17 protein-coding genes are annotated in these 21,464 nt (G+C 71.2%); 13 read left to right on the top strand and 4 right to left on the bottom strand.

Annotated elements, in window-relative coordinates:
• Window positions 1–97 precede the first annotated feature (97 nt).
• The 3 genes from SH922_RS10180 to SH922_RS10170 all read left to right on the top strand — a co-directional run bounded on the left by SH922_RS10180 (window position 98) and on the right by SH922_RS10170 (window position 2,168).
• Entirely contained in the window at window positions 98–625 is a 528-nt protein-coding gene (locus SH922_RS10180) for an SAV_6107 family HEPN domain-containing protein (RefSeq protein ID WP_362555161.1), read from the top strand.
• A gap of 100 nt (window positions 626–725) precedes the next feature.
• On the top strand, window positions 726–1,484 hold the full coding sequence (locus SH922_RS10175; protein ID WP_393057114.1) for a class I SAM-dependent methyltransferase: 759 nt from the start codon (window positions 726–728) through the stop codon (window positions 1,482–1,484).
• 285 nt (window positions 1,485–1,769) lie between these two features.
• Entirely contained in the window at window positions 1,770–2,168 is a 399-nt protein-coding gene (locus SH922_RS10170; RefSeq protein ID WP_350998553.1) for a DUF3040 domain-containing protein, read from the top strand.
• A gap of 328 nt (window positions 2,169–2,496) precedes the next feature.
• Here the strand turns inward: SH922_RS10170 and SH922_RS10165 are convergent, their stop codons facing one another.
• From SH922_RS10165 to SH922_RS10150, 4 genes are all read right to left on the bottom strand, one after another.
• Window positions 2,497–4,908, bottom strand: a complete 2,412-nt coding sequence (locus SH922_RS10165) for a DUF3488 and DUF4129 domain-containing transglutaminase family protein (protein ID WP_393057111.1) — start codon at window positions 4,906–4,908, stop codon at window positions 2,497–2,499.
• Window positions 4,909–4,918: 10 nt separating this feature from the next.
• Window positions 4,919–6,301, bottom strand: a complete 1,383-nt coding sequence (locus SH922_RS10160) for a DUF58 domain-containing protein (RefSeq protein ID WP_393057109.1) — start codon at window positions 6,299–6,301, stop codon at window positions 4,919–4,921.
• The gene (locus tag SH922_RS10155) at window positions 6,301–7,350 is read right to left on the bottom strand and encodes an AAA family ATPase (protein WP_393057107.1); all 1,050 of its coding nucleotides are present in this window, start codon (window positions 7,348–7,350) and stop codon (window positions 6,301–6,303) included. Before SH922_RS10155 ends, SH922_RS10160 begins: the two co-directional genes overlap by 1 nt.
• Window positions 7,351–7,669: 319 nt before the next feature.
• Window positions 7,670–8,233, bottom strand: coding sequence for a beta-class carbonic anhydrase (locus SH922_RS10150; RefSeq protein ID WP_393057105.1), 564 nt, complete (start codon window positions 8,231–8,233; stop codon window positions 7,670–7,672).
• A 380-nt stretch (window positions 8,234–8,613) separates the two neighbouring features.
• Here SH922_RS10150 and rsmH point away from each other — a divergent pair, with 380 nt between their 5' ends.
• The 10 genes from rsmH (at window position 8,614) to SH922_RS10100 (ending at window position 21,341) form a co-directional block, all read left to right on the top strand.
• Complete coding sequence (gene rsmH / locus SH922_RS10145) at window positions 8,614–9,579, top strand: 16S rRNA (cytosine(1402)-N(4))-methyltransferase RsmH (protein WP_393057103.1); 966 nt, start codon at window positions 8,614–8,616, stop codon at window positions 9,577–9,579.
• 52 nt (window positions 9,580–9,631) lie between these two features.
• A complete protein-coding gene (locus tag SH922_RS10140) occupies window positions 9,632–10,204 on the top strand; it encodes a septum formation initiator (RefSeq protein WP_393057101.1) in 573 nt (190 codons plus the stop codon).
• 4 nt (window positions 10,205–10,208) lie between these two features.
• On the top strand, window positions 10,209–12,209 hold the full coding sequence (locus tag SH922_RS10135) for a peptidoglycan D,D-transpeptidase FtsI family protein (RefSeq protein ID WP_393057099.1): 2,001 nt from the start codon (window positions 10,209–10,211) through the stop codon (window positions 12,207–12,209).
• 17 nt (window positions 12,210–12,226) lie between these two features.
• On the top strand, window positions 12,227–13,945 hold the full coding sequence (locus SH922_RS10130; RefSeq protein WP_393057097.1) for a UDP-N-acetylmuramoyl-L-alanyl-D-glutamate--2,6-diaminopimelate ligase: 1,719 nt from the start codon (window positions 12,227–12,229) through the stop codon (window positions 13,943–13,945).
• Window positions 13,946–13,949: 4 nt separating this feature from the next.
• Window positions 13,950–15,356 carry a UDP-N-acetylmuramoyl-tripeptide--D-alanyl-D-alanine ligase gene (gene murF, locus SH922_RS10125; RefSeq protein WP_393057095.1) on the top strand — a complete coding sequence of 469 codons (1,407 nt, stop codon included), beginning with the start codon at window positions 13,950–13,952 and terminating at the stop codon, window positions 15,354–15,356.
• A complete protein-coding gene (gene mraY / locus SH922_RS10120; RefSeq protein ID WP_393057093.1) occupies window positions 15,353–16,423 on the top strand; it encodes a phospho-N-acetylmuramoyl-pentapeptide-transferase in 1,071 nt (356 codons plus the stop codon). The genes murF and mraY overlap by 4 nt, the downstream gene beginning before the upstream one ends.
• Entirely contained in the window at window positions 16,405–17,838 is a 1,434-nt protein-coding gene (gene murD / locus SH922_RS10115) for a UDP-N-acetylmuramoyl-L-alanine--D-glutamate ligase (protein ID WP_393057091.1), read from the top strand. The genes mraY and murD overlap by 19 nt, the downstream gene beginning before the upstream one ends.
• 114 nt (window positions 17,839–17,952) lie before the next feature.
• Window positions 17,953–19,395 (top strand): putative lipid II flippase FtsW, encoded by a 1,443-nt coding sequence (gene ftsW / locus SH922_RS10110; protein WP_393057089.1) that lies wholly within the window; start codon window positions 17,953–17,955, stop codon window positions 19,393–19,395.
• Window positions 19,396–19,401: 6 nt separating this feature from the next.
• Window positions 19,402–20,496: an undecaprenyldiphospho-muramoylpentapeptide beta-N-acetylglucosaminyltransferase gene (murG, locus tag SH922_RS10105; protein ID WP_148017738.1), complete on the top strand. Its 1,095-nt coding sequence runs from the start codon at window positions 19,402–19,404 to the stop codon at window positions 20,494–20,496.
• A 50-nt stretch (window positions 20,497–20,546) separates the two neighbouring features.
• A complete protein-coding gene (locus SH922_RS10100; protein ID WP_393057088.1) occupies window positions 20,547–21,341 on the top strand; it encodes a cell division protein FtsQ/DivIB in 795 nt (264 codons plus the stop codon).
• Window positions 21,342–21,464: the final 123 nt, after the last annotated feature.

The raw sequence follows: 21,464 nt of genomic DNA, 5'->3' as shown, positions 1-21,464 counted from the left end.
AGACCAGGTCAGAGGTGAATTCGGCTCGATTGTCAGTGGTGGCCGTCACGATGGATACAGACGGCCACGAAGCCGTTACGAGACAGGAGGTTCTGTCATGGCCCACTCGTCCGCAGCAGCCGCTCCGCGACGCCGCGCAGACGGCCCTGCCCCCTCACCGACCGGTCCGGCACACGACGTCCACCCCGTACTCCGGCGCACCACGGCGCCGCCCGCCGCTCTCGATCTCCTCGCCCAGGCCCGCGCCGGCCTCGAAGAGGCAGCTGTTCTCGACGTACCGAACGAGCGCTATGCCACCGCCCACCTCGCCGCGCTGCGCACCGCCGCCGCGGTGCTCGCGGTCCGCGGACGCCCCGAGACCTCCCGGCGGCGCCGGGAGAGGATCCGCAGCGCCTGGGAGGTCCTGCCGGAAATCGCCCCCGAGCTCACCGAGTGGAGCGCGCTGTTCGCCTCCGGCGCCCGTCGCCGGGCCCGGGCGGAAGCAGGCATACCGGGTGCGGCCGGGCGGCGGGACGCGGACGACCTGCTGCGCGACGCGGCGATGTTCCTTCGCCTGGTGGAGCGGCTGCTGGCCCTCCAGCCGGTCCTCCCGCAGCCCCGCGGGGAACGGTCCGATGCGGGATGACGGCGACGGCGGCGCAAGGCAATAGGGTGGACGGGACCCACTACCTGCGCCGTTCACGCTCCGCCGTCAGCGGCGGCACCGTGCCGAGGAGACAACTGCCGTGTCGGACCAGCTGCGCCCCCGTGCCTCCCTCCGTACCGCCGTGGTCTGGGAGATCCTCAAGGACGCTCTCGACCGCCAGGTCAAGGCGACCGGCAGGGACGTCCTGGACGTACTGGACACCGGCGGCGGTACGGGCAACTTCGCCGTGCCCGTCGCGCGTCTGGGTCACCGGGTCACCGTCGTCGATCCCAGCCCCAACGCGTTGTTCGCGCTGGAGCGCCGTGCCGCCGAGGCCGGGGTCGCCGAGCGGGTCCACGGGGTCCAGGGAGACATCCTCGGCCTGTTCGACGTGGTCGGGCGCGGTGGCTACGACGCGGTGCTCTGCCACGGCGTCCTGGAGTACGTGGACGACCCCGCCGAGGGCGTACGGCACGCGGTCGAGGCGCTCCGTCCGGCGGGCGCGCTCAGCCTGCTCGCCGCCGGGCTCGGCGGCGCGGTCCTGGCCCGGGCCCTCGCCGGTCACTTCACCGAGGCCCGGCACGCGCTCGACGACCCGGCCGGCCGCTGGGGCGAGGGTGACCCGGTGCCGCGGCGGTACACGGCGGAGCAGCTCATCGAGCTGGTCGAGGGTGCGGATGTCGAGGTCGGCGCGGTCCACGGCGTCCGCGTCTTCGCGGACCTGGTGCCGGGAGTCCTGGTGGACACCGAGCCCGGAGCGATGGAGGCCCTGCTCAAGCTGGAGACCGCGGCCGCCGAGCTGCCGGCGTTCCACTCGGTGGCGACCCAGTTGCACGTCCTGGGCACCAGGCGGGCCTGAAGCCACCGGCCGGGTTGCGACGGCAGCGCGGCTGATCAGCAACGCAGCTGCAGACGGAGTACGCCCCAGCAGCCCCGATCAGGGCATTGGCCCCGTATGATCGGGGGACACCATCCGGCATGACGGATCGGAGGTTGGGGAATCAACGCCTCAGCAGCTGAGCCGTCGTGGCGGCCCGGACTGGCTGATTGGCAATGAGGGCGGGTTTCACGGGGGCGATTCCCTGCCTATCCTGGAAGGGCCGCATACCGGCCGCCCCCCGCGGCCGACGACGAGGAGGACTCCGTGCCGCTCTCGGAGCACGAGCAGCGAATGCTCGAGCAAATGGAGCGAGCGCTGTACGCCGAAGATCCCAAGTTCGCGACAGCGCTCGAGGGAAGTGGGCTGCGTACATACACCCGGCGACGGGTCTACCAGGCAGTTGCTGGCTTCCTGGTGGGAATCGCGCTCCTCATGGCCGGAATGGTCGCCCAGCAGATCTGGATCAGCGTGGTGGGATTCCTCGTCATGCTGGGCTGCGCGGTGCTCGCGGTCACCGGTTGGCGCAAAGCGCCGAAGCCGGGCGAGCAACAGGCAGTCCGCGCGGGTGGTGCGGGCGAACGCCGACAGCCCAAACAGCGCCGGTCCGTGATGAACCGGATCGAACAACGGTGGCAGCGCCGCCGCGATGAACAGGGCCAGTAAGCGCTCAGAAACACTTATGGGTGAGGGGCGGTCGCATTTCTGCGACCGCCCCTCATGCGTGCGCGTGGACAGAGGTGCGCCTGCGTCTGCCCGGCCTGCGTAGCCCTGCGTCGGCCTGCGCAGCCCTGAGCCTGCGCAGCCCTGAGCCTGCCCGGCCTGAGTCGGCCTGCCCGGCCCCGAGCCTGCCCGGGCCCGTCGGTCGGTGCGGGGGTGTCATGCGGCCGGCCCGGGGGCGCCGGGGTGGCTATGGCCTGAGTGCCCGGGCGCTGCCGAGGGCTATGAGTGGTGCCCCGGGCCGGGCCGAGGGCCGGCCCGGGGCGGCGAGGCGTCAGCCCTGCTGGCGGGACGGGCGCCGCAACCACGCCGGTCGCTGCGGTGCCCGCCACCGGCCGGTCAGGGCCGCCCGACGCTCCGAGACCTCCCACACCACCCGTACGGCCGATCGCGGTGCCACGACCGCGCGGAACCGGGTGAACCGGTCGGCGGAGTCCCGCAGGCCCGCCCGTACCGCCTGCGCATCCTCCGCGAGCCCCGACCCCGGCCGCGGAGCCGGCGCGTAGAGGACCTGCTCCACCGCGCCCGCCACCCGGTGCACCGCCGCGGCCGCCTCCGTGTCCAGCCGGCCCATCCGTACCACCCGGGCCGCGGCCTTGCGCGGGGTCTGGGACTCGTCCGGTTCGATGCCGTGGTCCCACGCGGTGTCGGTGATCTCCTGCCAGGCCGCCAGCGTTCTCGTGGTCGCGTCCGCCGGGGTGCGCCCGGTGGAGGAGCCCAGCCGCCGGGCCCGGACCCGGATGCGCCAGAACATGGGCAGCAACGGGAGCAGCAGGACGAGCAGGGCCACCAGGACCAGTCCGAGCACGGTGCCCGCGGGCGTCCCCGTGTCCGTGGGCGTCACAGCCCCCGGGAGCGCCGAACTGCCGCACGCGGCCTGTCGGCGCTCCTGCGCCGGGCAGCTGTCCGAGGCGGACGGTGTGACCGGCGCCGCTGCCGAGTCATCCGCCTCGGGCCGGGCCGGATCGTCGGCGTCACCGGAGGGAGTGTCCGGCACGGTGTACGACGGCGTGGAACCGCGCGTCGGCGTCGGCTCGAAGCGGGTCCACCCGACGCCCTCGAAATACAGCTCCGGCCAGGCATGCGCGTCGCGCAGACCGACCGACACCGAACCGTCCGACTGTGCGGTACCGGGCGTGAAGCCCACGGCGACCCGGGCCGGGATCCCCAGCGTCCGTGCCATCGCGGCCATGGTGAACGAGAAGTGGACGCAAAAGCCCCGTCTGTCCCTCAGGAAGCGGCCGATCGCCGCGCTGCCGGTACCCGAGTTCACCGAGGTGTCGTACGTGAAGCCGCCCTCCGAGGCGAAGTAGTTCTGCAGCTTCACCGCCTGCTCGTATGCGTTGGTGGACCCCGCCGTCACCTCGGCGGCCGTTTTCCTGACCATCTCGGGCAGCGAGTCGGGCACCTGGGTGTACTCGCGGCGCAGGGCTGCCGGGACCGTGCCCGCGCCCGCGAGCTGGCGGGCGGTCGGCTGCACGACCAGGCTGGAGACCTCGTACTGCGCACCGCCGGTGGTCTCCCCGTCGTCCCCGACGAGGGTGCGTCCCTCGGGCTCGTAGCGCCAGCGCCCGCCCACCCTCACCTCGGTCGCCGGGTAGGGGAGCGGCAGGTAGGTCTGCTGGTACGAACGGGACGCGGAGATGTTCGTGCTGATCTCCGTCACGGCGACGTCCGGCGACAGACCCGCCGGGTTCGGGAGCCGCTTCGGTACGTCCTTCAGCCGGCGGGTGGAGGCCCGCCACTCGTTTCCGTTGAACTGGTCCAGGGCCAGGATGCGGAGGTAGAAGTCCTGCGTACTCGTGGCGTTGGTGCGGTACGACATCACCTCCCGGTTCTCCGGCTGGTTGAGGTTGTTCTGCAGCGAGACGAGCGGGTTCACCGCGGAGATGGTGCCGCCACCGCGCCCCTTGCCGTTGCCGCCCCCCGTGCCGCCCAGCAGTCCGCCGTCGAGCGCGGGCAGGGCCGCGGGCACGACCAGCGCGATTCCCAGTGCGAGCGCTCCGATGCGCCGCCCGGTGCGCACCGGGGCGAGCGCCCCGTTGCCCGAGGCGCCGATGCCGGAGGAAGGACCGCCCCGGGGTTTGGCCGCCCCGGCGAAGACCCGCCCCCACTGGGAAAGCCGGTCACGTCCCTCGGCCAGCAGGAGGAGCAGATAGCCGCAGGCTGCCAGCAGGAACCAGAGCCAGTCCGCGCTGCCGTTGGAGAGACCTGCGGCGACGGAGTAGAGGGCCAGCAGGGGCAGCCCGGCCGGTGCGGCGCTGCGGAACGTGACCGCAAGCGCGTCCACCGCGAGCCCGATCAGCAGTACGCCGCCCACCAGCATCAGCCGGATGCCCGCTGTGCTCGGTGCCGGGATCGCGTACCGCCCGACGTCGTCCGCACCCGCCGTCAGCAGATCCGCGAGCCCCTGTATGGACTGCGGGCCGGGCACGAAGCCCGCCAGCGCCTCCTCCCGGGCGAACGCCACGGTCAGCAGCACCACCATGACGATCGCCTGCACGGCGACGGTCAGCAGCCGCGGCAGCGGCACCCGCCGGCCGAGCGCACCCACGCCGCACTGGACGGCCAGCAGGAACGAGGCCTGCAGGATCCAGGTGGCCGGGTCGACCAGCGGCAGCATCGAGCAAGCCGCCATCAGCGTCGCCGCAAAGGCGCACAGCGCCAGCCGACCACGACCGCTCATGACTGTCCCCTCATGACCAACCACCGGAGAAACCCGTCGTACCGCCCGTTGTGCCGCCCACCGCGGCGGACTGGGTGAGCGAACCGTGATGGCTCACCTGCACCCAGAGCCGGGTGAGATCCATGCCGGGCCGGACCGGCACCGCCGTCCACCCCGATTCGCGCAGCAGCCGGAGCCGCTGCTCACAGGCCGCATCGGAGGCGGACGACTCGCCGTGCACCCAGGCGGCGCTGTCCAGGACGAACGCGACGGCCCCGCCACTGCGCTGCCGCATCCGTGCCGCCACCGCAGCCTGTTCCTCGTCCAGCTCACCGAGGAAGGCGATCAGCAGGCCCTCGTTGCCACCGCGCAGTACGTCGTACGCGCGGGAGAGGCCGTCCTCGTCGGAGTGGTCGACCACGGCGAGGGCGTCCATCATCAGTCCGGCCGATTCCGCCGAGTCCTGGGTGGCGGTGAAGCCGTTCTCACCCTCGCCCGGCACCGCCATGCCGTCGTCCGTCAGCAGCCGGACCGCGAAGCCCCGCTCCAGCATGTGCACCAGCGCGGACGCGGCGCCGGAAACCGCCCACTCGAACGCCGAGTCGGGCCCCGTCCCCTGGTAGGCGATCTGCCGCGTGTCCAGGAGCACTGTGCACCTGGCCCGCTGCGGCTGCTCCTCGCGACGCACCATCAGCTCGCCGTAGCGAGCGGTGGAGCGCCAGTGGACGCGGCGCAGATCGTCGCCGTGCCGGTAGCCGCGCGGGATGACGTCGTCCTCGCCCGCCAGGGCGAGCGAGCGCTGCCGCCCCTCGCCGTAGCCGGTGGCCTCGCCCGCCAGCCGCACGGGAGGCAGCGGCTCGGTCCGCGGGATGACGACGAGCGTGTCGTACGCGCTGAACGAACGCGTCAGCTCGCACATTCCGAACGGATCACTCAGCCGCAGCTGCAGCGGCCCGAGCGGGTAGCGCCCGCGCAGGTCCGACCGCACCCGGTAGGACACCTCGCGCCGGCCGCCCGCCTCCACCCGGTCCAGGACGAACCGGGGCCGCGGCCCGAGCACGTACGGCACCCGGTCCTGGAGCATGAGCAGACCGGTGGGCAGCCGCGAGACGTTGTCCATCCGCAGATGTACCCGCGCCTCGGTGCCCGCGGGTACCCGGGACGGCGAGAGCCGACGGGTGCCGGCGACCCGGTAGCGGGTCCGGAAGAGCACCGTCACGCAGACCAGCGGCAGCACGGCGAGCAGCAGGCCGACCCGCAGCAGATCCCCCTGGCCCAGCACGTAGGCGCAGACCGCGGCGGCGACACCGGCCGCCAGGAAGGACCGGCCGCGCGTGGTCAGACCGCCCAGGGCGGCCCGCAGACCGCCCTTGTCGTCGCTGTCGTCCATCGCGGTCGGCCCCCCGGCGGCCATCAGAGCCGCCGTGCGCCGGGCTGCTGCCGGCCGCCGTACCCAGTGCCCGGCTCGTGCTGGGGCGCCGGGACGGCCGCCCCGCCCGACGCCGTGGGCACGGGGGTCTGCTGAAGGATCTCCAGCACCACCTGTTCGGCGGTGCGGCGGTTCAGCTGGGCCTGTGCCGTGGGCAGCAGACGGTGGGCGAGCACTGCGGCGGCCAGGGCCTGCACATCGTCCGGCAGGCAGTAGTCGCGGCCGCTCAACGCGGCGGAGGCCTTGGCGGCACGCAGCAGGTGCAGGGTGGCGCGCGGTGAGGCGCCGAGCCTGAGATCGGGGTGACTGCGGGTGGCCCCGACGAGCTGCACCGCGTACCGCCGGACGGCCTCGGCGACGTGGACCGTGCGCACCGCTTCGATCAGCTTGACGATGTCGTGGGCGTGCGCCACCGGCTGGAGGTCGTCGAGCGGCGAGACGCCGCCGTGCACGTCGAGCATCTGGAGCTCGGCCTCGGCGCTGGGATAGCCGATCGACACCCTGGCCATGAACCGGTCGCGCTGGGCCTCGGGCAGGGGATACGTGCCCTCCATCTCCACCGGGTTCTGCGTGGCGACGACCATGAAGGGGTCGGGCAGCTCGTAGGTGTGGCCGTCGATGGTGACCTGACGCTCCTCCATGGACTCCAGGAGCGCGGACTGGGTCTTGGGCGAGGCGCGGTTGATCTCGTCGCCGATCACGATCTGAGCGAAGATCGCGCCCGGTTTGAACTCGAAGTCGCGGCGCTGCTGATCGAAGATGGACACACCGGTGATGTCCGAGGGCAGCAGATCCGGTGTGAACTGGATGCGCCGCACCGAGCAGTCGATGGACCGGGCCAGCGCCTTGGCCAGCATGGTCTTGCCCACTCCGGGCACGTCCTCGATCAGGAGATGGCCCTCCGCGAGCAGCACGGTCAGCGAAAGGCGTACGACCTCGGGTTTGCCCTCGATCACACCTTCCACCGACCTGCGCACCCGCTCCACTGTGGTGGTCAGATCTGTGAGGCTCGCTCGATCGTCATAGGTCGTCACCCGGCCCTCCTCGGCCCTGCCCCACGCTCACCAGGAGCAGCGGGATTCCCCAGTCACGGACCGGTGCCCTTGTGCGGCCCGGCCCACCCCGAAACACGGACACCGCGTCGGACGAGGTCCGACGGGGTGTCACACCCGTATTCTTGTTGCCGTTACCGCTTCGTGTCACTCGCCTGTGGATAACTGGGGACGATATGTCGGGTTGAGTGGGATTTTCGCTACCGAAGACGCCCGTCCGGCCCCCTCGTACCAGGAAACCGGAAGGACCTCGGCCCTTACGGTCTGGTGCGCGAGGGGCGGCGGAGCAGGCCGTCAGTTGTCAGGAAGCCGGAATGATCTCGCGCAGCAGACCGGTGGTCACGTCGAAGACGAAACCGCGCACGTCGTCGGTGTGGAGCAGGAACGGCGAGGTGCGGACCCGCTGCATCGACTGCCGTACGTCCTGGTCCGCGTCGCTGTAGGCCTCCACCGCCCAGGCCGGCCGCTGGCCGACCTCCATCTCCAGTTCCTGGCGGAACTCCTCGGTGATCGACTCCATGCCGCAGTTCGTGTGGTGGATCAGTATCACGCTGCGCGTGCCGAGGGCCCGCTGGCTGATCGACAGCGAGCGGATCACGTCGTCGGTGACCACGCCGCCCGCGTTGCGGATCGTGTGGCAGTCGCCGAGTGCCAGGCCGAGCGCCTTGTGCAGGTCGAGCCGGGCGTCCATGCAGGCGACCACGGCGACGCGCAGCACCGGCTTCGCGTCCATTCCGGGATCGCTGAACTCGGAGGCGTACTGAACGTTCGCCTCGACCAGGTGGTCGGTCACGGTGCCGCCGGTGCGGGCCTGGCCCGCGACGGGAGCGGAGGGCTCGGCAGGGGAGTGCGCAGAAGTCGACATGAACAAGACGTTAGCCCGCACCGGCCGCACCGGCGTGGTGTCGAAGCGGACAAAGAACGTCAACGACGCTTGTTGTGAGGTACCCCACAAGCCTCACACTCGGTCACCCGGTCGGGTGAACAAAGCGAGGGCCGACGCGCTGTCAGGTTGATTGATCGGGAATCGATCGAATGGCAGGGTGGACTAAAGTGACGGGAAGTTACCGACACCCTGCACATTCCGATGTATTCCCCGTGTGCGCGGCGTACGTACGGCCCGGCCCTCTCCCGCTCGCCGGTCGGCTGACGCCCCTTCCCCGGCGCCGGCGGACCTCCCCTTCGCGAGCGGGCGGGGACCAGGCCGTACGTGCAGCGCCCCGGGACCTGAGCCTGAGAGGGCGCATGAGCCAGACCCGACACGTCCCGGTGATGCTCCAGCGGTGCCTGGACCTGTTGGCCCCGGCTCTGGAGGCACCGAGCCCGCAGCCACCCGTGGTCGTCGACTGCACCCTGGGCCTGGGCGGACACAGTGAGGCCCTGCTCGCCGCCTTCCCCACCGCCCGGCTGATCGCGCTGGACCGGGACAAGGAGGCGCTGCGGCTCTCCGGCGAGCGGCTCGCCCCGTACGGCGACCGCGCCACACTGGTGCACGCCGTCTACGACGAACTGCCCGAGGTGCTCGCCCGGCTCGGCGTCCCCAAGGTCCAGGGTGTTCTGTTCGACCTCGGCGTCTCCTCCATGCAACTGGACGAGGCCGACCGCGGATTCGCGTACGCCCAGGACGCCCCGCTCGACATGCGCATGGACCAGACGACCGGCATCGGCGCGGCCGAGGTGCTCAACACCTACCCGCCGGGCGAGCTGGTCAGGATCCTGCGCGCGTACGGCGAGGAGAAGCAGGCCAAGCGGATCGTCTCCGCCGTCGTGCGCGAACGGGAGAAGGAGCCCTTCACCAACAGCGCCCGGCTCGTCGAGCTCATCCGTGACTCGCTGCCGCAAGCCGCCAAGCGCACCGGCGGCAACCCCGCCAAGCGCACCTTCCAGGCGCTGCGCATCGAGGTCAACGGCGAGCTCACCGTGCTGGAGCGGGCGATCCCGGCCGCGGTGCAGAGCCTCGCCGTCGGCGGGCGCATCGCCGTCCTGTCCTACCACTCGCTGGAGGACCGCCTGGTCAAGCAGGTGTTCGCGGCGGGTGCCGCCAACACCGCGCCGCCCGGACTCCCGGTCGTCCCCGAGCGCTACCAGCCGCGGCTCAAGCTGCTGACCCGCGGCGCCGAGCTGCCCACCGAGGAGGAGGTCGCCGAGAACCGGCGCGCCGCCCCCGCCCGGCTGCGCGGAGCCCAGCGGATCCGCGAGGAGGAGCGATGAGCGGCGGGCGCCCGGAGACATCGCGGACCCGGCCCGGGGACGGAGTGGCGCGGTGAGCAAACCGGCCGGCCAGCTGAAAGGGCGCGCCGCGCGGCTCAGCCGGCTGATGCCGTCAGGGCCGAGCAACGCGGCCCGGACCCCCTTCGTCCTGCTGGTCGTCCTGCTCCTGGGCGGCGGCCTGATCACCCTGCTGCTGCTGAACTCCGCGCTCAACGAAGGATCGTTCCGGCTGAGCGAACTGAAGAAGCGCACCACCGACCTCACCGACGATCAGCAGGCCCTCCAGCGCGACGTCGACAGCGCCTCCGAACCCGACGCCCTGGCCCGGCGCGCACGAGAACTGGGCATGGTCCCCGGCGGCAGCCCCGCCTTCCTCGGCCCGAACGGCAAGGTCCGCGGCGTACCCTCGGCCGCCGGCGCCCCGCCGACCACCGCGGCGCCGAAGAAGCCCGACGTCCCCGAGCCGCCGCCCGCGGCCACGTCGGCCTCGCCCCGCTCCACCCCTTCGCCCACCGCCGCGGCCAAGCCCGGCACATCCGCGACCGGCGCCGCCCCGGCGAAGCCGAACGCCTCCGCGAACGCGCGTACCCCGGCAGAACCGTCCCCCACGAGCCCCGGCAGGTGACGCAGTGCCCTCCCAGGAACCACCGCGCCGCCGGGTACCCGGCCCCGCGCGCCCGCGTAACGCGGCGGGCCGCGCCGGCCGCCCCCGGCCCGCCGCCCGCCCCGAGCCGCGACGACGGCCCCCGTCCGCCGCGCCGCGCGGACGGACCCCGCGCAGCCGCTCCGGCCGCCCGCTGCGCCTCGGCAGCCCGCGGCCGCGGCTGCGGCTGGTCAGCCTGGCCCTGACTCTCGTCATGATCGCGTTCGTGGTCCGGCTCCTCCAGGTGCAGGCCGTGGACGCCAACGCGTACGCCGCCAAGGCCGAGCAGAACCGCTACCTCAGCTACACCGTCGCCGCCGAGCGCGGCGAGATCACCGACCGGGGCGGCATCGCGCTGGCCACCAGCGTCGACGCGTACGACATCACCGCCGACCCCAAGATGTTCACGCCGGCCGACAGCAAGGCACCCGACGCGCCCCAGCAGGCCGCCGCGCTGCTCGCGCCCATCCTCGGCGTCGACGCGGCCGAACTGACGAAGAAGCTGTCCAAGCCCAAGAGCCGGTACACGGTGCTGGCCCGCAGGCAGACCCCGCAGGTCTGGACACAGATCAAGGACCTCAAGTCCGTCTTCGCCGAGAAGGCCGCGAAGGACAAGGCGGCCGGCGGCTCCGGGGCCAATGTGCTGGCCGGTGTCTTCCAGGAGTCGACCACCAAGCGCGTCTACCCCAACGGCGGCCTCGCCGCCGGGATACTGGGTTACGTCAACGCCGAGGGCAAGGGTGCCGGCGGCCTCGAATCGCAGCTGGACAAGGAGCTCGCGGGCGAGGACGGCACGATCAAGTACGCCCAGTCCGGCGGCCGCCGGGTGCCCACCGCGGGCACCAAGGAGGTCCCTGCCGTCGCCGGATCCGACATCGAGCTGACCATCGACCGTGACATCCAGTGGGCGGCCCAGAAGGCCATCTCCGACCAGGTGAAGAAGTCCAAGGCCGACCGTGGCTACGTCGTCGTGCAGAACACCCGCACCGGCGAGGTCCTCGCCATGGCCAACGCGCCGGGCTTCGACCCGAACGACCTCTCGCAGGCCGACGCCGCATCACTGGGCAACGCGGCCCTGCAGGACGTGTACGAGCCCGGCTCGACCAGCAAGGTCATGTCCATGGCCGCCGTACTGGAGGAGGGCGTCGCCACTCCCGGTACCCACGTCACCGTTCCCAACCGGCTGCACCGGGGCGACCGGCTCTTCAAGGACGACATCGACCACCCCACCTGGTACCTCACGCTCAACGGCGTACTCGCCAAGTCCAGCAACATCGGCACCATCCTGGCCACCGGACAACTGGGGAAGACCCAGGCCGAGTCCAACAAGGTGCTCTACTCCTATCTGCGCAAGTTCGGCATCGGCTCACCGACCGGACTCGGCTACCCGGGTGAGACCGCAGGCATCCTCGCCAAGCCGCAGGACTGGTCGACCTCGCAGCAGTACACGATCCCGTTCGGTCAGGGCCTCTCGCTCAACGCCATGCAGGCCGCCTCGATCTACTCGACGATCGCCAACGGCGGGGTCCGGATCGAACCGACCCTCGTCCGCGGCACCAAGGGCGCCGACGGACGCTTCACTCCCGCCGAGGCCCCCGGGCAGACCAGGGTGGTCAGCGAGAAGACCGCCAAGACGCTGGCCGCCATGCTGGAGTCGGTCGTCGGCGACGAGGAGGGCACCGGAACGAAGGCCAAGATCCCCGGCTACCGGGTCGCGGGCAAGACCGGTACGGCCAACCGAGTCGATCCGGTGCGCGGCGGCTACCACGGCTACACCGCCTCCTTCGCCGGATTCGCCCCCGCCGACAACCCTCAGATCACCGTCTACTGCGCCATCCAGAACCCCACCAAGGGCAGCTACTTCGGCGGCCAGATCTGCGGACCCATCTACAAGCAGGTCATGGAATTCGCGCTGAAGACGCTGCAGACCGCACCCTCCGGCAGCGAGCCGGCCCGGCTGCCGGTGTCCTTCAAACCCGGCGAGTGAACTCGGGGAGACCATCAGTGACCACCATCACCCCCGATCCAGGGAACCGGAACGGGAACCACCGCACCCCCGCCCCCTCACTTCGCGAGAGGCCGGGTGCGCCCGGTACGCTCACCGCCGTGCCCCACGCTGAACAGTCCCGAACCACCCAGAAGGACGCCCCTGTGAACTACCCGGGAGCGCCCCGCCCGGATCGGCTGCGGCCGACCTCCCTGGTTACGCTGGCAGCCCGGCTGGGAGTCGAACCGCCGGGCAACGGCGAAGTCACCGGCATCACCCACGACTCCCGGGCCGTACGCCCCGGGGACGTGTACGCGGCGCTGCCGGGTGCCCGTCTGCACGGTGCCGACTTCACCGCCCAGGCCGCCGGTCTCGGTGCCGCCGCGATCCTCACCGACCCGGCGGGCGCCGAACGCGCCAGGGCCACCGGACTTCCGGTGCTGGTCACCGAGGATCCGCGCGGCCGGATGGGCGAACTCGCTGCCGAGATCTACGGACACCCCGGCGCCGACCTGCTCCAGATCGGCATCACCGGAACATCCGGCAAGACCACGACCGCGTACCTCATCGAGGGCGGCTTCCGCGGCGCCGGACGCGACACCGGTCTCATCGGCACCGTCGAGATGCGGATCGGCGACGAGCGCATCAAGTCCGAGCGCACCACTCCCGAAGCCACCGATCTGCAGGCCCTCTTCGCCGTGATGCGTGAACGCGGCGTGGACGCGGTGACGATGGAGGTATCCAGCCACGCCCTGGTGCTCGGCCGGGTCGACGGCTGCGTCTTCGACGTCGCGGTCTTCAACAACCTCAGCCCGGAGCACATGGAGTTCCACTCCGGCATGGAGGACTACTTCCAGGCGAAGGCGCGGCTGTTCACCCCGCAGCGCAGCAGGCAGGGCGTCGTCAACCACGACGACGAGTACGGCCGCAGGCTGATCACCGAGGCCTCCGTCCCCGTCACCACGTTCTCCGCCGAGGGCCACCCGGACGCCGACTGGCGAGCCGAGGACGTCGAGGTGGGCCAGCTCGGCTCCACCTTCACCGTCGTCGGGCCCAAGGGCGAGCGGGCCACCGCCAAGGCCCCGCTGCCCGGCCCGTTCAACGTCGCCAACACCCTGGCCGCGATCGTCACCCTCGCCGTCGCCGGCATCGACCCGCAGACCGCGGCCGACGGTGTCGCCGCCGTGCCCGGCGTGCCCGGCCGGCTGGAACGGGTCGACGTCGGACAGCCGTACCTCGCACTCGTCGACTACGCGCACAAGACCGACGCCGTCGAGTCGGTGCTGCGCTCCCTGCAGAAGGTCACCGAGGGCAGACTGCACATCGTCCTCGGCTGCGGCGGCGACCGCGACACCACCAAACGCGGCCCGATGGGCGCGGCCGCGGCCAGGCTCGCCGACACCGCCGTACTGACCTCCGACAACCCCCGCTCCGAGGACCCGCTCGGCATTCTCGCCGCGATGCTCGCCGGCGCCGCCGAAGTGCCCGTGCACGAACGCGGCGACGTCCTGGTCGACGCCGACCGGGCCGCCGCCATCGCGGCCGCCGTCGGCCGCGCCGGACCCGGCGACACCGTGCTGATCGCCGGCAAGGGCCACGAGCAGGGCCAGGACGTCCACGGAGTGGTGCGCCCCTTCGACGACCGGGTGGTCCTGCGCGCGGCCATCGAGCGGTCCCTGGGACACGAGAACACCACCCACCGTGCCCCCACCCACGAGAACAACAGTCAGGGATGACCAAGTGATCGCCCTTTCCCTCGCCGAGATCGCCGAAATCGTCGGCGGGCAGTCGTACGACATACCGGATCCGGCGGCAACCGTCAGCGGGCCCGTCGTCATCGACTCCCGGGAGGTGAAGCAAGGCAGCCTCTTCGTCGCGTTCACCGGCGAACGAGTCGACGGCCACGACTACGCGCAGCGCGCCGTCGAGGCGGGCGCGGCAGTCGTCCTGGCCGCCCGCCCCGTCGGCGTTCCCGCGATCGTCGTCGACGACGTGGTGGCGGCGCTCGGCGCGCTCGCCCGCACCGTCGTCGGCCGCCTCGGCACCACCGTGGTCGCCCTCACCGGATCCGCCGGCAAGACCTCCACCAAGGACCTGATCGCCCAACTCCTGGAGCGCAAGGGCCCCACCGTCTACCCGGCGGGCAACCTCAACAACGAGATCGGCCTGCCGCTCACCGCCCTGCGCGCCACGGAGGAGACCCAGCACCTGGTCCTCGAAATGGGTGCCCGCTACATCGGCGACATCTGCTACCTCACCGGGCTCGTCCCGCCGCGGATCGGTCTAGTCCTCAACGTCGGCACCGCGCACATCGGCGAGTTCGGCGGCCGGGAACAGATCGCCAAGGCCAAGGGCGAGATGGTCGAGTCCCTCCCCGAGGACGGCCTCGCCGTACTCAACGCCGACGACCCGCTCGTCCGCGCCATGACCTCCCGGACCAAGGCCCGGGTGCTGCTCTTCGGCGAAGCCGCGGATGCGGACGTACGGGGTGAGAACGTACGGCTCACCGAGGACGGCCGCCCCGCGTTCAGGCTCCACACACCCACCGGGTGCAGCGATGTGACCATGCGCCTGTACGGTGAGCATCACGTGTCGAACGCGCTCGCCGCGGCCGCCGTCGCCCATGAGCTGGGCCTGTCCGCAGACGAGATCGCCGAGGCGCTCTCCGAGGCGGGCACCCTCTCCCGCTGGCGCATGGAGGTCACCGAGCGTCCGGACGGCGTGACGTTCGTCAATGACGCCTACAACGCCAACCCCGAATCCATGAAGGCCGCGCTGCGCGCGCTGGCCGCCATGGGGAAGGGGCGTCGTACGTGGGCGGTGCTCGGCCAGATGGCCGAGCTCGGCGACGCCTCGCTCACCGAGCACGACGCGGTCGGACGGCTCGCCGTCCGGCTCAACGTCAGCAAGCTCGTCGCGGTCGGGGGCAGAGAAGCCTCCTGGCTGCAACTGGGCGCATACAACGAGGGTTCGTGGGGTGAGGAGTCGGTGCATGTGTCCGACGCACAGGCTGCCGTCGACCTGTTGCGCAGTGAACTGCGCCCGGGAGACGTCGTGCTGGTGAAGGCGTCCCGGTCGGTCGGCCTGGAGCAGGTTGTCATGGCACTGCTGGATGACGCGTCCGAGGGCGAGGTTGCCGGCCGATGAGGCAGATCCTCTTCGCGGGGGCCATCGGGCTCTTCCTGACCCTGGTCGGTACCCCGCTGCTGATCAAGCTGCTGGCCCGCAAGGGATACGGGCAGTTCATCCGGGACGACGGCCCGCGCAGCCACGGATCGAAGAAGGGCACGCCCACCATGGGCGGCATCGCCTTCATCCTGGCGACGATCATCGCGTACGTCCTGGCGAAGGTCATCACCGGCGAGGACATGCGCTTCTCCGGCGTGCTGGTCCTCTTCCTGATGGCCGGCATGGGACTCGTCGGCTTCCTCGACGACTACATCAAGATCGTCAAGCAGCGCTCGCTGGGCCTGCGGGCCAAGGCCAAGATGGCCGGACAGCTGATCGTCGGCATCGCCTTCGCGGTGCTCTCGCTCCAGTTCGCCGACGCCCGCGGCAACACCCCCGCCTCCACCAGGCTCTCGTTCGTCGAGGACTTCGGCTGGTCGATCGGCCCGGTGCTGTTCGTGCTCTGGGCGCTCTTCATGATTCTCGCCATGTCCAACGGCGTGAACCTGACGGACGGTCTGGACGGCCTCGCCACGGGTGCGTCGGTGATGGTCTTCGGCGCGTACACCTTCATCGGGCTCTGGCAGTTCCAGGAGTCCTGCGCCAACGCGTCCACCCTGACCAACCCGAGCGCCTGTTTCGAGGTACGAGATCCACTCGACCTCGCGGTCGTGGCCTCCGCCCTCATGGGCTCCTGCTTCGGCTTCCTGTGGTGGAACACCTCGCCCGCCAAGATCTTCATGGGTGACACCGGTTCGCTGGCCCTCGGTGGAGCGCTCGCCGGTCTGGCGATCTGTTCCCGCACCGAGTTCCTGATGGCGGTGCTCGGCGGCCTCTTCGTGATGATCACGATGTCCGTCGTCATCCAGGTCGGCTCGTTCAAGATGACCGGCAAGCGCGTCTTCCGGATGGCACCGCTCCAGCACCACTTCGAACTCAAGGGGTGGTCCGAAGTCCTTGTCGTGGTCCGCTTCTGGATCATCCAGGGCATGTGCGTGATCGTCGGCCTCGGCCTCTTCTACGCAGGATGGGCAGCCAAGAAGTGAGCAACGTGGACTGGCAGGGCAAGCACGTCACGGTCGCCGGACTCGGGGTCTCCGGGATCCCGGCGGCCCGGGTGCTGCACGGCCTCGGCTCCGTCGTCACCGTGGTCAACGACGGGGACGACGAGCGCTCCCGCCGCCAGGCCGCGGAGCTGGAGGCGCAGGGCATCACCGTGCGCCTCGGCGACGGGGCCACCCTGCCCGAGTCCACCGAGCTCATCGTCACCACTCCGGGCTGGAAGCCCGACAAGCCGCTCTTCGCCGCAGCCGCCGAGGCGGGCGTCCCGGTCTGGGGCGACGTCGAACTCGCCTGGCGGCTGCGCGGACCCGGCGCCGCACCCTGGCTCGCGGTCACCGGCACCAACGGCAAGACCACGACGGTGCGGATGCTCGCCTCGATCCTGGAGGCCGCCGGGCTGCGCACCGCCGCCGTCGGCAACATCGGGGTCTCGCTCCTGGACGCCGTCCTCGGCGAGGAGACGTACGACGTACTGGCCGTCGAGCTCTCCAGCTACCAGCTGCACTGGTCGCCCTCACTGCGCGCCCACTCCGCGGCCGTGCTCAACCTGGCCCCCGACCACCTCGACTGGCACGGCTCCATGGAGGCGTACGTCGCCGACAAGGGCCGGATCTACGAGGGCAACACCGTCGCCTGCGTCTACAACGTGGCGGACGGAGCCACCGAGGACCTGGTGCGCGAGGCGGACGTCGAGGAGGGCTGCCGGGCGATCGGCTTCACCCTCGGCACGCCCGGGCCCTCCCAGCTCGGGGTCGTCGACGGCATCCTCGTCGACCGGGCCTTCGTGACGAACCGGCAGAAGCAGGCCCAGGAGCTCGCCGAGGTCGCGGACGTCAACCCGCCCGCCCCGCACAACGTCGCCAATGCGCTGGCCGCCGCGGCGCTGGCCCGCGCCTTCGGCGTGGAGCCCGCCGCCGTGCGCGACGGGCTGCGGGCCTTCCGCCCCGACCCGCACCGCATCGAGCGCGTCGCGGAGGTCGCCGGGGTCACGTACATCGACGACTCCAAGGCCACCAACACCCACGCAGCCGAGGCCTCCCTAGCGTCCTACGACCCGATCGTCTGGATCGCCGGGGGACTGGCCAAGGGCGCCACCTTCGACGAGCTGGTGACCGGGTGCGCGGGGCGTCTGCGGGGCGTCGTGCTGATGGGCGCCGACCGGGCCCTGATCCGCGAAGCGCTCGCGCGACACGCGCCCGAGGTCCCGGTGACCGACCTCGACCGGACCGACACTGGGGCGATGTCCGAGGCGGTCCGCGAGGCGGCACGGCTCGCCCGGCCGGGAGACACCGTACTGATGGCCCCGGCCTGCGCCTCGATGGACATGTTCGTCAATTACAACAAGCGGGGCGAGGCCTTCGCGGACGCCGTCCGCGCACTCGCAGCCGAGAACGCCTGACGGGCCCGGCCTCCGCGCCGTACCGTCCCGGACCACCCGGGTACGTACGGCTGTGCCGGGGCCCGGGCCCCGGCACCGAAGCCCCGGGCACGAGCAGTGGAGGGGACAGGGACCATGCCGGCCGAAGAGAGCTCTGCCGCACGCCGCGGGGACCGCTCACGGGCGACCTCGGCGATCAGCCGGGTGTTCCATCCGCCCCTCCTCGCGGCCGGGGGCGCACCGCTCCCCGAGGGCCTCGCCCTGCGCGTCCGGCCCGCCGCCGGCGCCCGACGGCCCCCTGCGGCGCGCTCCAGGACTTCCGGCGGCCCCCGTTCCCCCCGGGGCGGAGGAGCGCGGCGGCTGTACGAACAGGCGCGCCGGGCGTGGGACCGCCCCCTGACCGCGTACTACCTGATCCTGGGCGCCGGGCTGCTCATCACCGTGCTCGGGCTCGTGATGGTCTACTCAGCCTCGATGATCAAGGCGCTGGAACTCGGCAAGCCGGGCACGTACTTCTTCCGCAAGCAGTTCCTCGCCGCCGTCATCGGGGCCGGCCTGATGGCGGCCGCCGCCCGGATGCCCGTGAAGCTCCACCGTGCCCTGTCCTACCCGCTGCTGATGGGCGCCGTCTTCCTGATGGTGCTGGTCCAGGTGCCCGGGATAGGGATGTCGGTCAACGGCAACCGGAACTGGCTCTACCTGGGTGGCCCCTTCCAGCTCCAGCCCAGTGAGTTCGGAAAGCTGGCCCTCGTCCTGTGGGGCGCCGACCTGCTCTCCCGCAAACAGGACAAACGGCTGCTGAACCAGTGGAAGCACATGCTCGTGCCGCTGGTCCCGGTCGCCTTCATGCTGCTCGGGCTGATCATGCTCGGCGGTGACATGGGCACTGCGATCATTCTCACGGCCATCCTGTTCGGACTGCTCTGGCTGGCCGGAGCGCCGACCCGGCTGTTCGCCGGAGTGCTCGCCTCCGCCGGCCTGATCGCCTTCCTGCTGATCAAGACCAGTCCGAACCGGATGTCCCGGCTCGACTGCATGGGCGCCAGCGAACCCGGACCCGGCGGCTCGTGCTGGCAGGCCGTGCACGGCATCTACGCTCTGGCGTCCGGCGGATGGTTCGGATCCGGGCTCGGGGCAAGTGTGGAAAAATGGGGCCAACTCCCCGAACCACACACCGACTTCATCTTCGCCATCACCGGGGAGGAACTGGGGTTGGCGGGGACGCTGTCGGTACTCGCCCTCTTCGCGGCTCTAGGCTATGCGGGTATCCGCGTGGCCGGACGCACGGAGGACCCCTTCGTGAGGTACGCAGCGGGAGGTGTGACCACCTGGATCACGGCTCAGGCCGTGATCAATATCGGTGCGGTGCTCGGCCTGCTGCCGATCGCCGGTGTCCCGCTCCCGCTGTTCTCCTACGGGGGGTCGGCCCTGCTGCCGACCATGTTCGCTGTCGGGCTGCTGATCGCGTTCGCGCGAGCGGATCCCGCAGCGAAGGCTGCCCTGGCCATGCGGAGGCCCGGGGTGAGATGGAAGACGATGAGACGGCGCGTCAAGAAGCGTCCGTCCGGAGAGCGGTGAATTTCGGTGCATGTCGTACTCGCCGGTGGGGGGACCGCCGGCCACATCGAGCCCGCGCTTGCCCTCGCGGACGCACTGCGGAGGCAGGACCCGAGCGTGGGAATCACCGCTCTCGGCACGGAGCGCGGACTCGAGACCAGGCTCGTACCCGAGCGGGGGTACGAACTCGCCCTGATCCCGGCCGTACCGCTGCCGCGCAAGCCCACCCCTGAGCTCATCACCGTCCCGGGCAGGCTGCGCGGCACCATCAAGGCCGCCGAGCAGATCCTGGAGCGCACCAAGGCGGACTGCGTCGTCGGCTTCGGCGGCTACGTGGCCCTGCCCGGCTACCTCGCCGCCAAGCGCGCCGGAGTGCCGATCGTCGTGCACGAGGCCAACGCCCGGCCGGGCCTGGCCAACAAGATCGGTTCGCGGTACGCGCACGGGGTAGCCGTCTCCACCCCCGACAGCAAGCTGCGCGGTGCCCGCTACATCGGCATCCCGCTGCGCCGCACCATCGCCACCCTGGACCGGGCCCGGGTCCGTCCCGAGGCGCGTGCCGCCTTCGGTCTCGACCCCAACCTGCCGACGCTGCTGGTCTCCGGCGGCTCGCAGGGCGCCCGCCACCTCAACGAGGTGGTCCAGCGGGTCGCGCCACTGCTCCAGCGCTCCGGGATCCAGATCCTGCACGTGGTCGGCCCGAAGAACGAAATGCCGCGCGTCGACAACATGCCCGGGATGCCGCCCTACATCCCGGTACCGTACGTGGACCGGATGGATCTCGCGTACGCCGCGGCCGACATGATGCTCTGCCGTGCGGGCGCGATGACCGTCGCCGAACTCTCCGCCGTCGGGCTGCCCGCCGCCTATGTCCCGTTGCCGATCGGCAACGGCGAACAGCGGCTCAACGCCCAGCCGGTGGTCAACGCCGGCGGTGGCCTGCTGGTGGACGACGCGGCGCTCACCCCCGAGTGGGTGCAGGGCAACGTCCTTCCGGTGCTGTCGGATCCGCACCGGCTGTACGAAATGTCCCGAGCCGCCGCCGAGTTCGGCCGCCGGGACGCCGACGACCTGCTGGTCGGCATGGTGTACGAGGCGATCGCCGCACGCCGAGGCGCGTGAGGCGGACGGGTCCGGGGGCGGCGCCCCCGGACCCGGCATAAGGAGCGAGCGTGGCCGGACCGACGACCGCCCAGCGCGGTGCAGGGCAGCAGAAGGACACCCGGGACCGCCCGACGCGCCCACGCGCGCAGGAGCGCCGGATGTCCCGGCGCGCGCTCCTGATCGTGATCGCCGCGGCAGTGCTGCTGCTCGGCACCGGCGCCGTCTGGGCGCTCTACGGTTCCTCCTGGCTCCGTACCGAACAGGTCCGGATCACCGGTGTCGACGTACTGACACCGGCCGAGGTGGAGACCGCGGCGGCGGTGCCCATGGGCGCCCCGCTGATCTCCGTCGACACGGACGCGGTCGCCGAGAGGTTGCGCCAGAAGTTGCCTCGTATCGACTCAGTGGATGTCGTACGGTCATGGCCGCGCGGTATCGGACTTAAAGTGACCGAACGACAGCCGGTCCTGTTGGTGAAAGAGGGCGCAAAGTTCATTGAAGTGGACGCCGAAGGCGTGCGCTTCGCCACGGTGGACAAGGCTCCCGGGCATGTGCCTCTACTGGAGCTGACACCAGGTCAGTCCGCGAGCCTGCGCCGATTCGGCAGTGACCGGCTGGTGCGGGAAGCGGTCCGGGTTGCGGGCGATCTTCCGGACGCAGTTGCCGAGGACGCTCAGGTCGTGCGGGTCATCTCGTACGATTCGGTCTCCCTGGGGCTCACCGGGGGCCGCACGGTGATCTGGGGGAGCAGCGAAGAGGGTGTGGTGAAGGCGAAAGTCCTCACCGCTCTCATGAAAGCCGCTCCCAAAGCGGGACACTTCGACGTGAGTGCACCCACCGCTCCGGCGGTGTCGGGTAGTTGACGCACATTTGGCCTGGCCAGCACCCTGGTTGGTCAGCGCTACGGGTGATCACATAGGGTGAAAAGAAAAACGGGAGGTTCGGCGTGTTCGTTGAACGTGCGCCACTTGTCGACTTAGTGTCCT

The organism is Streptomyces sp. LN549 (assembly GCF_043203805.1).
Taxonomy (GTDB): Bacteria; Actinomycetota; Actinomycetes; order Streptomycetales; family Streptomycetaceae; genus Streptomyces.
Note: the sequence above shows the minus strand (reverse complement) of the source record. Positions and strands in the feature narration are given on the sequence as shown.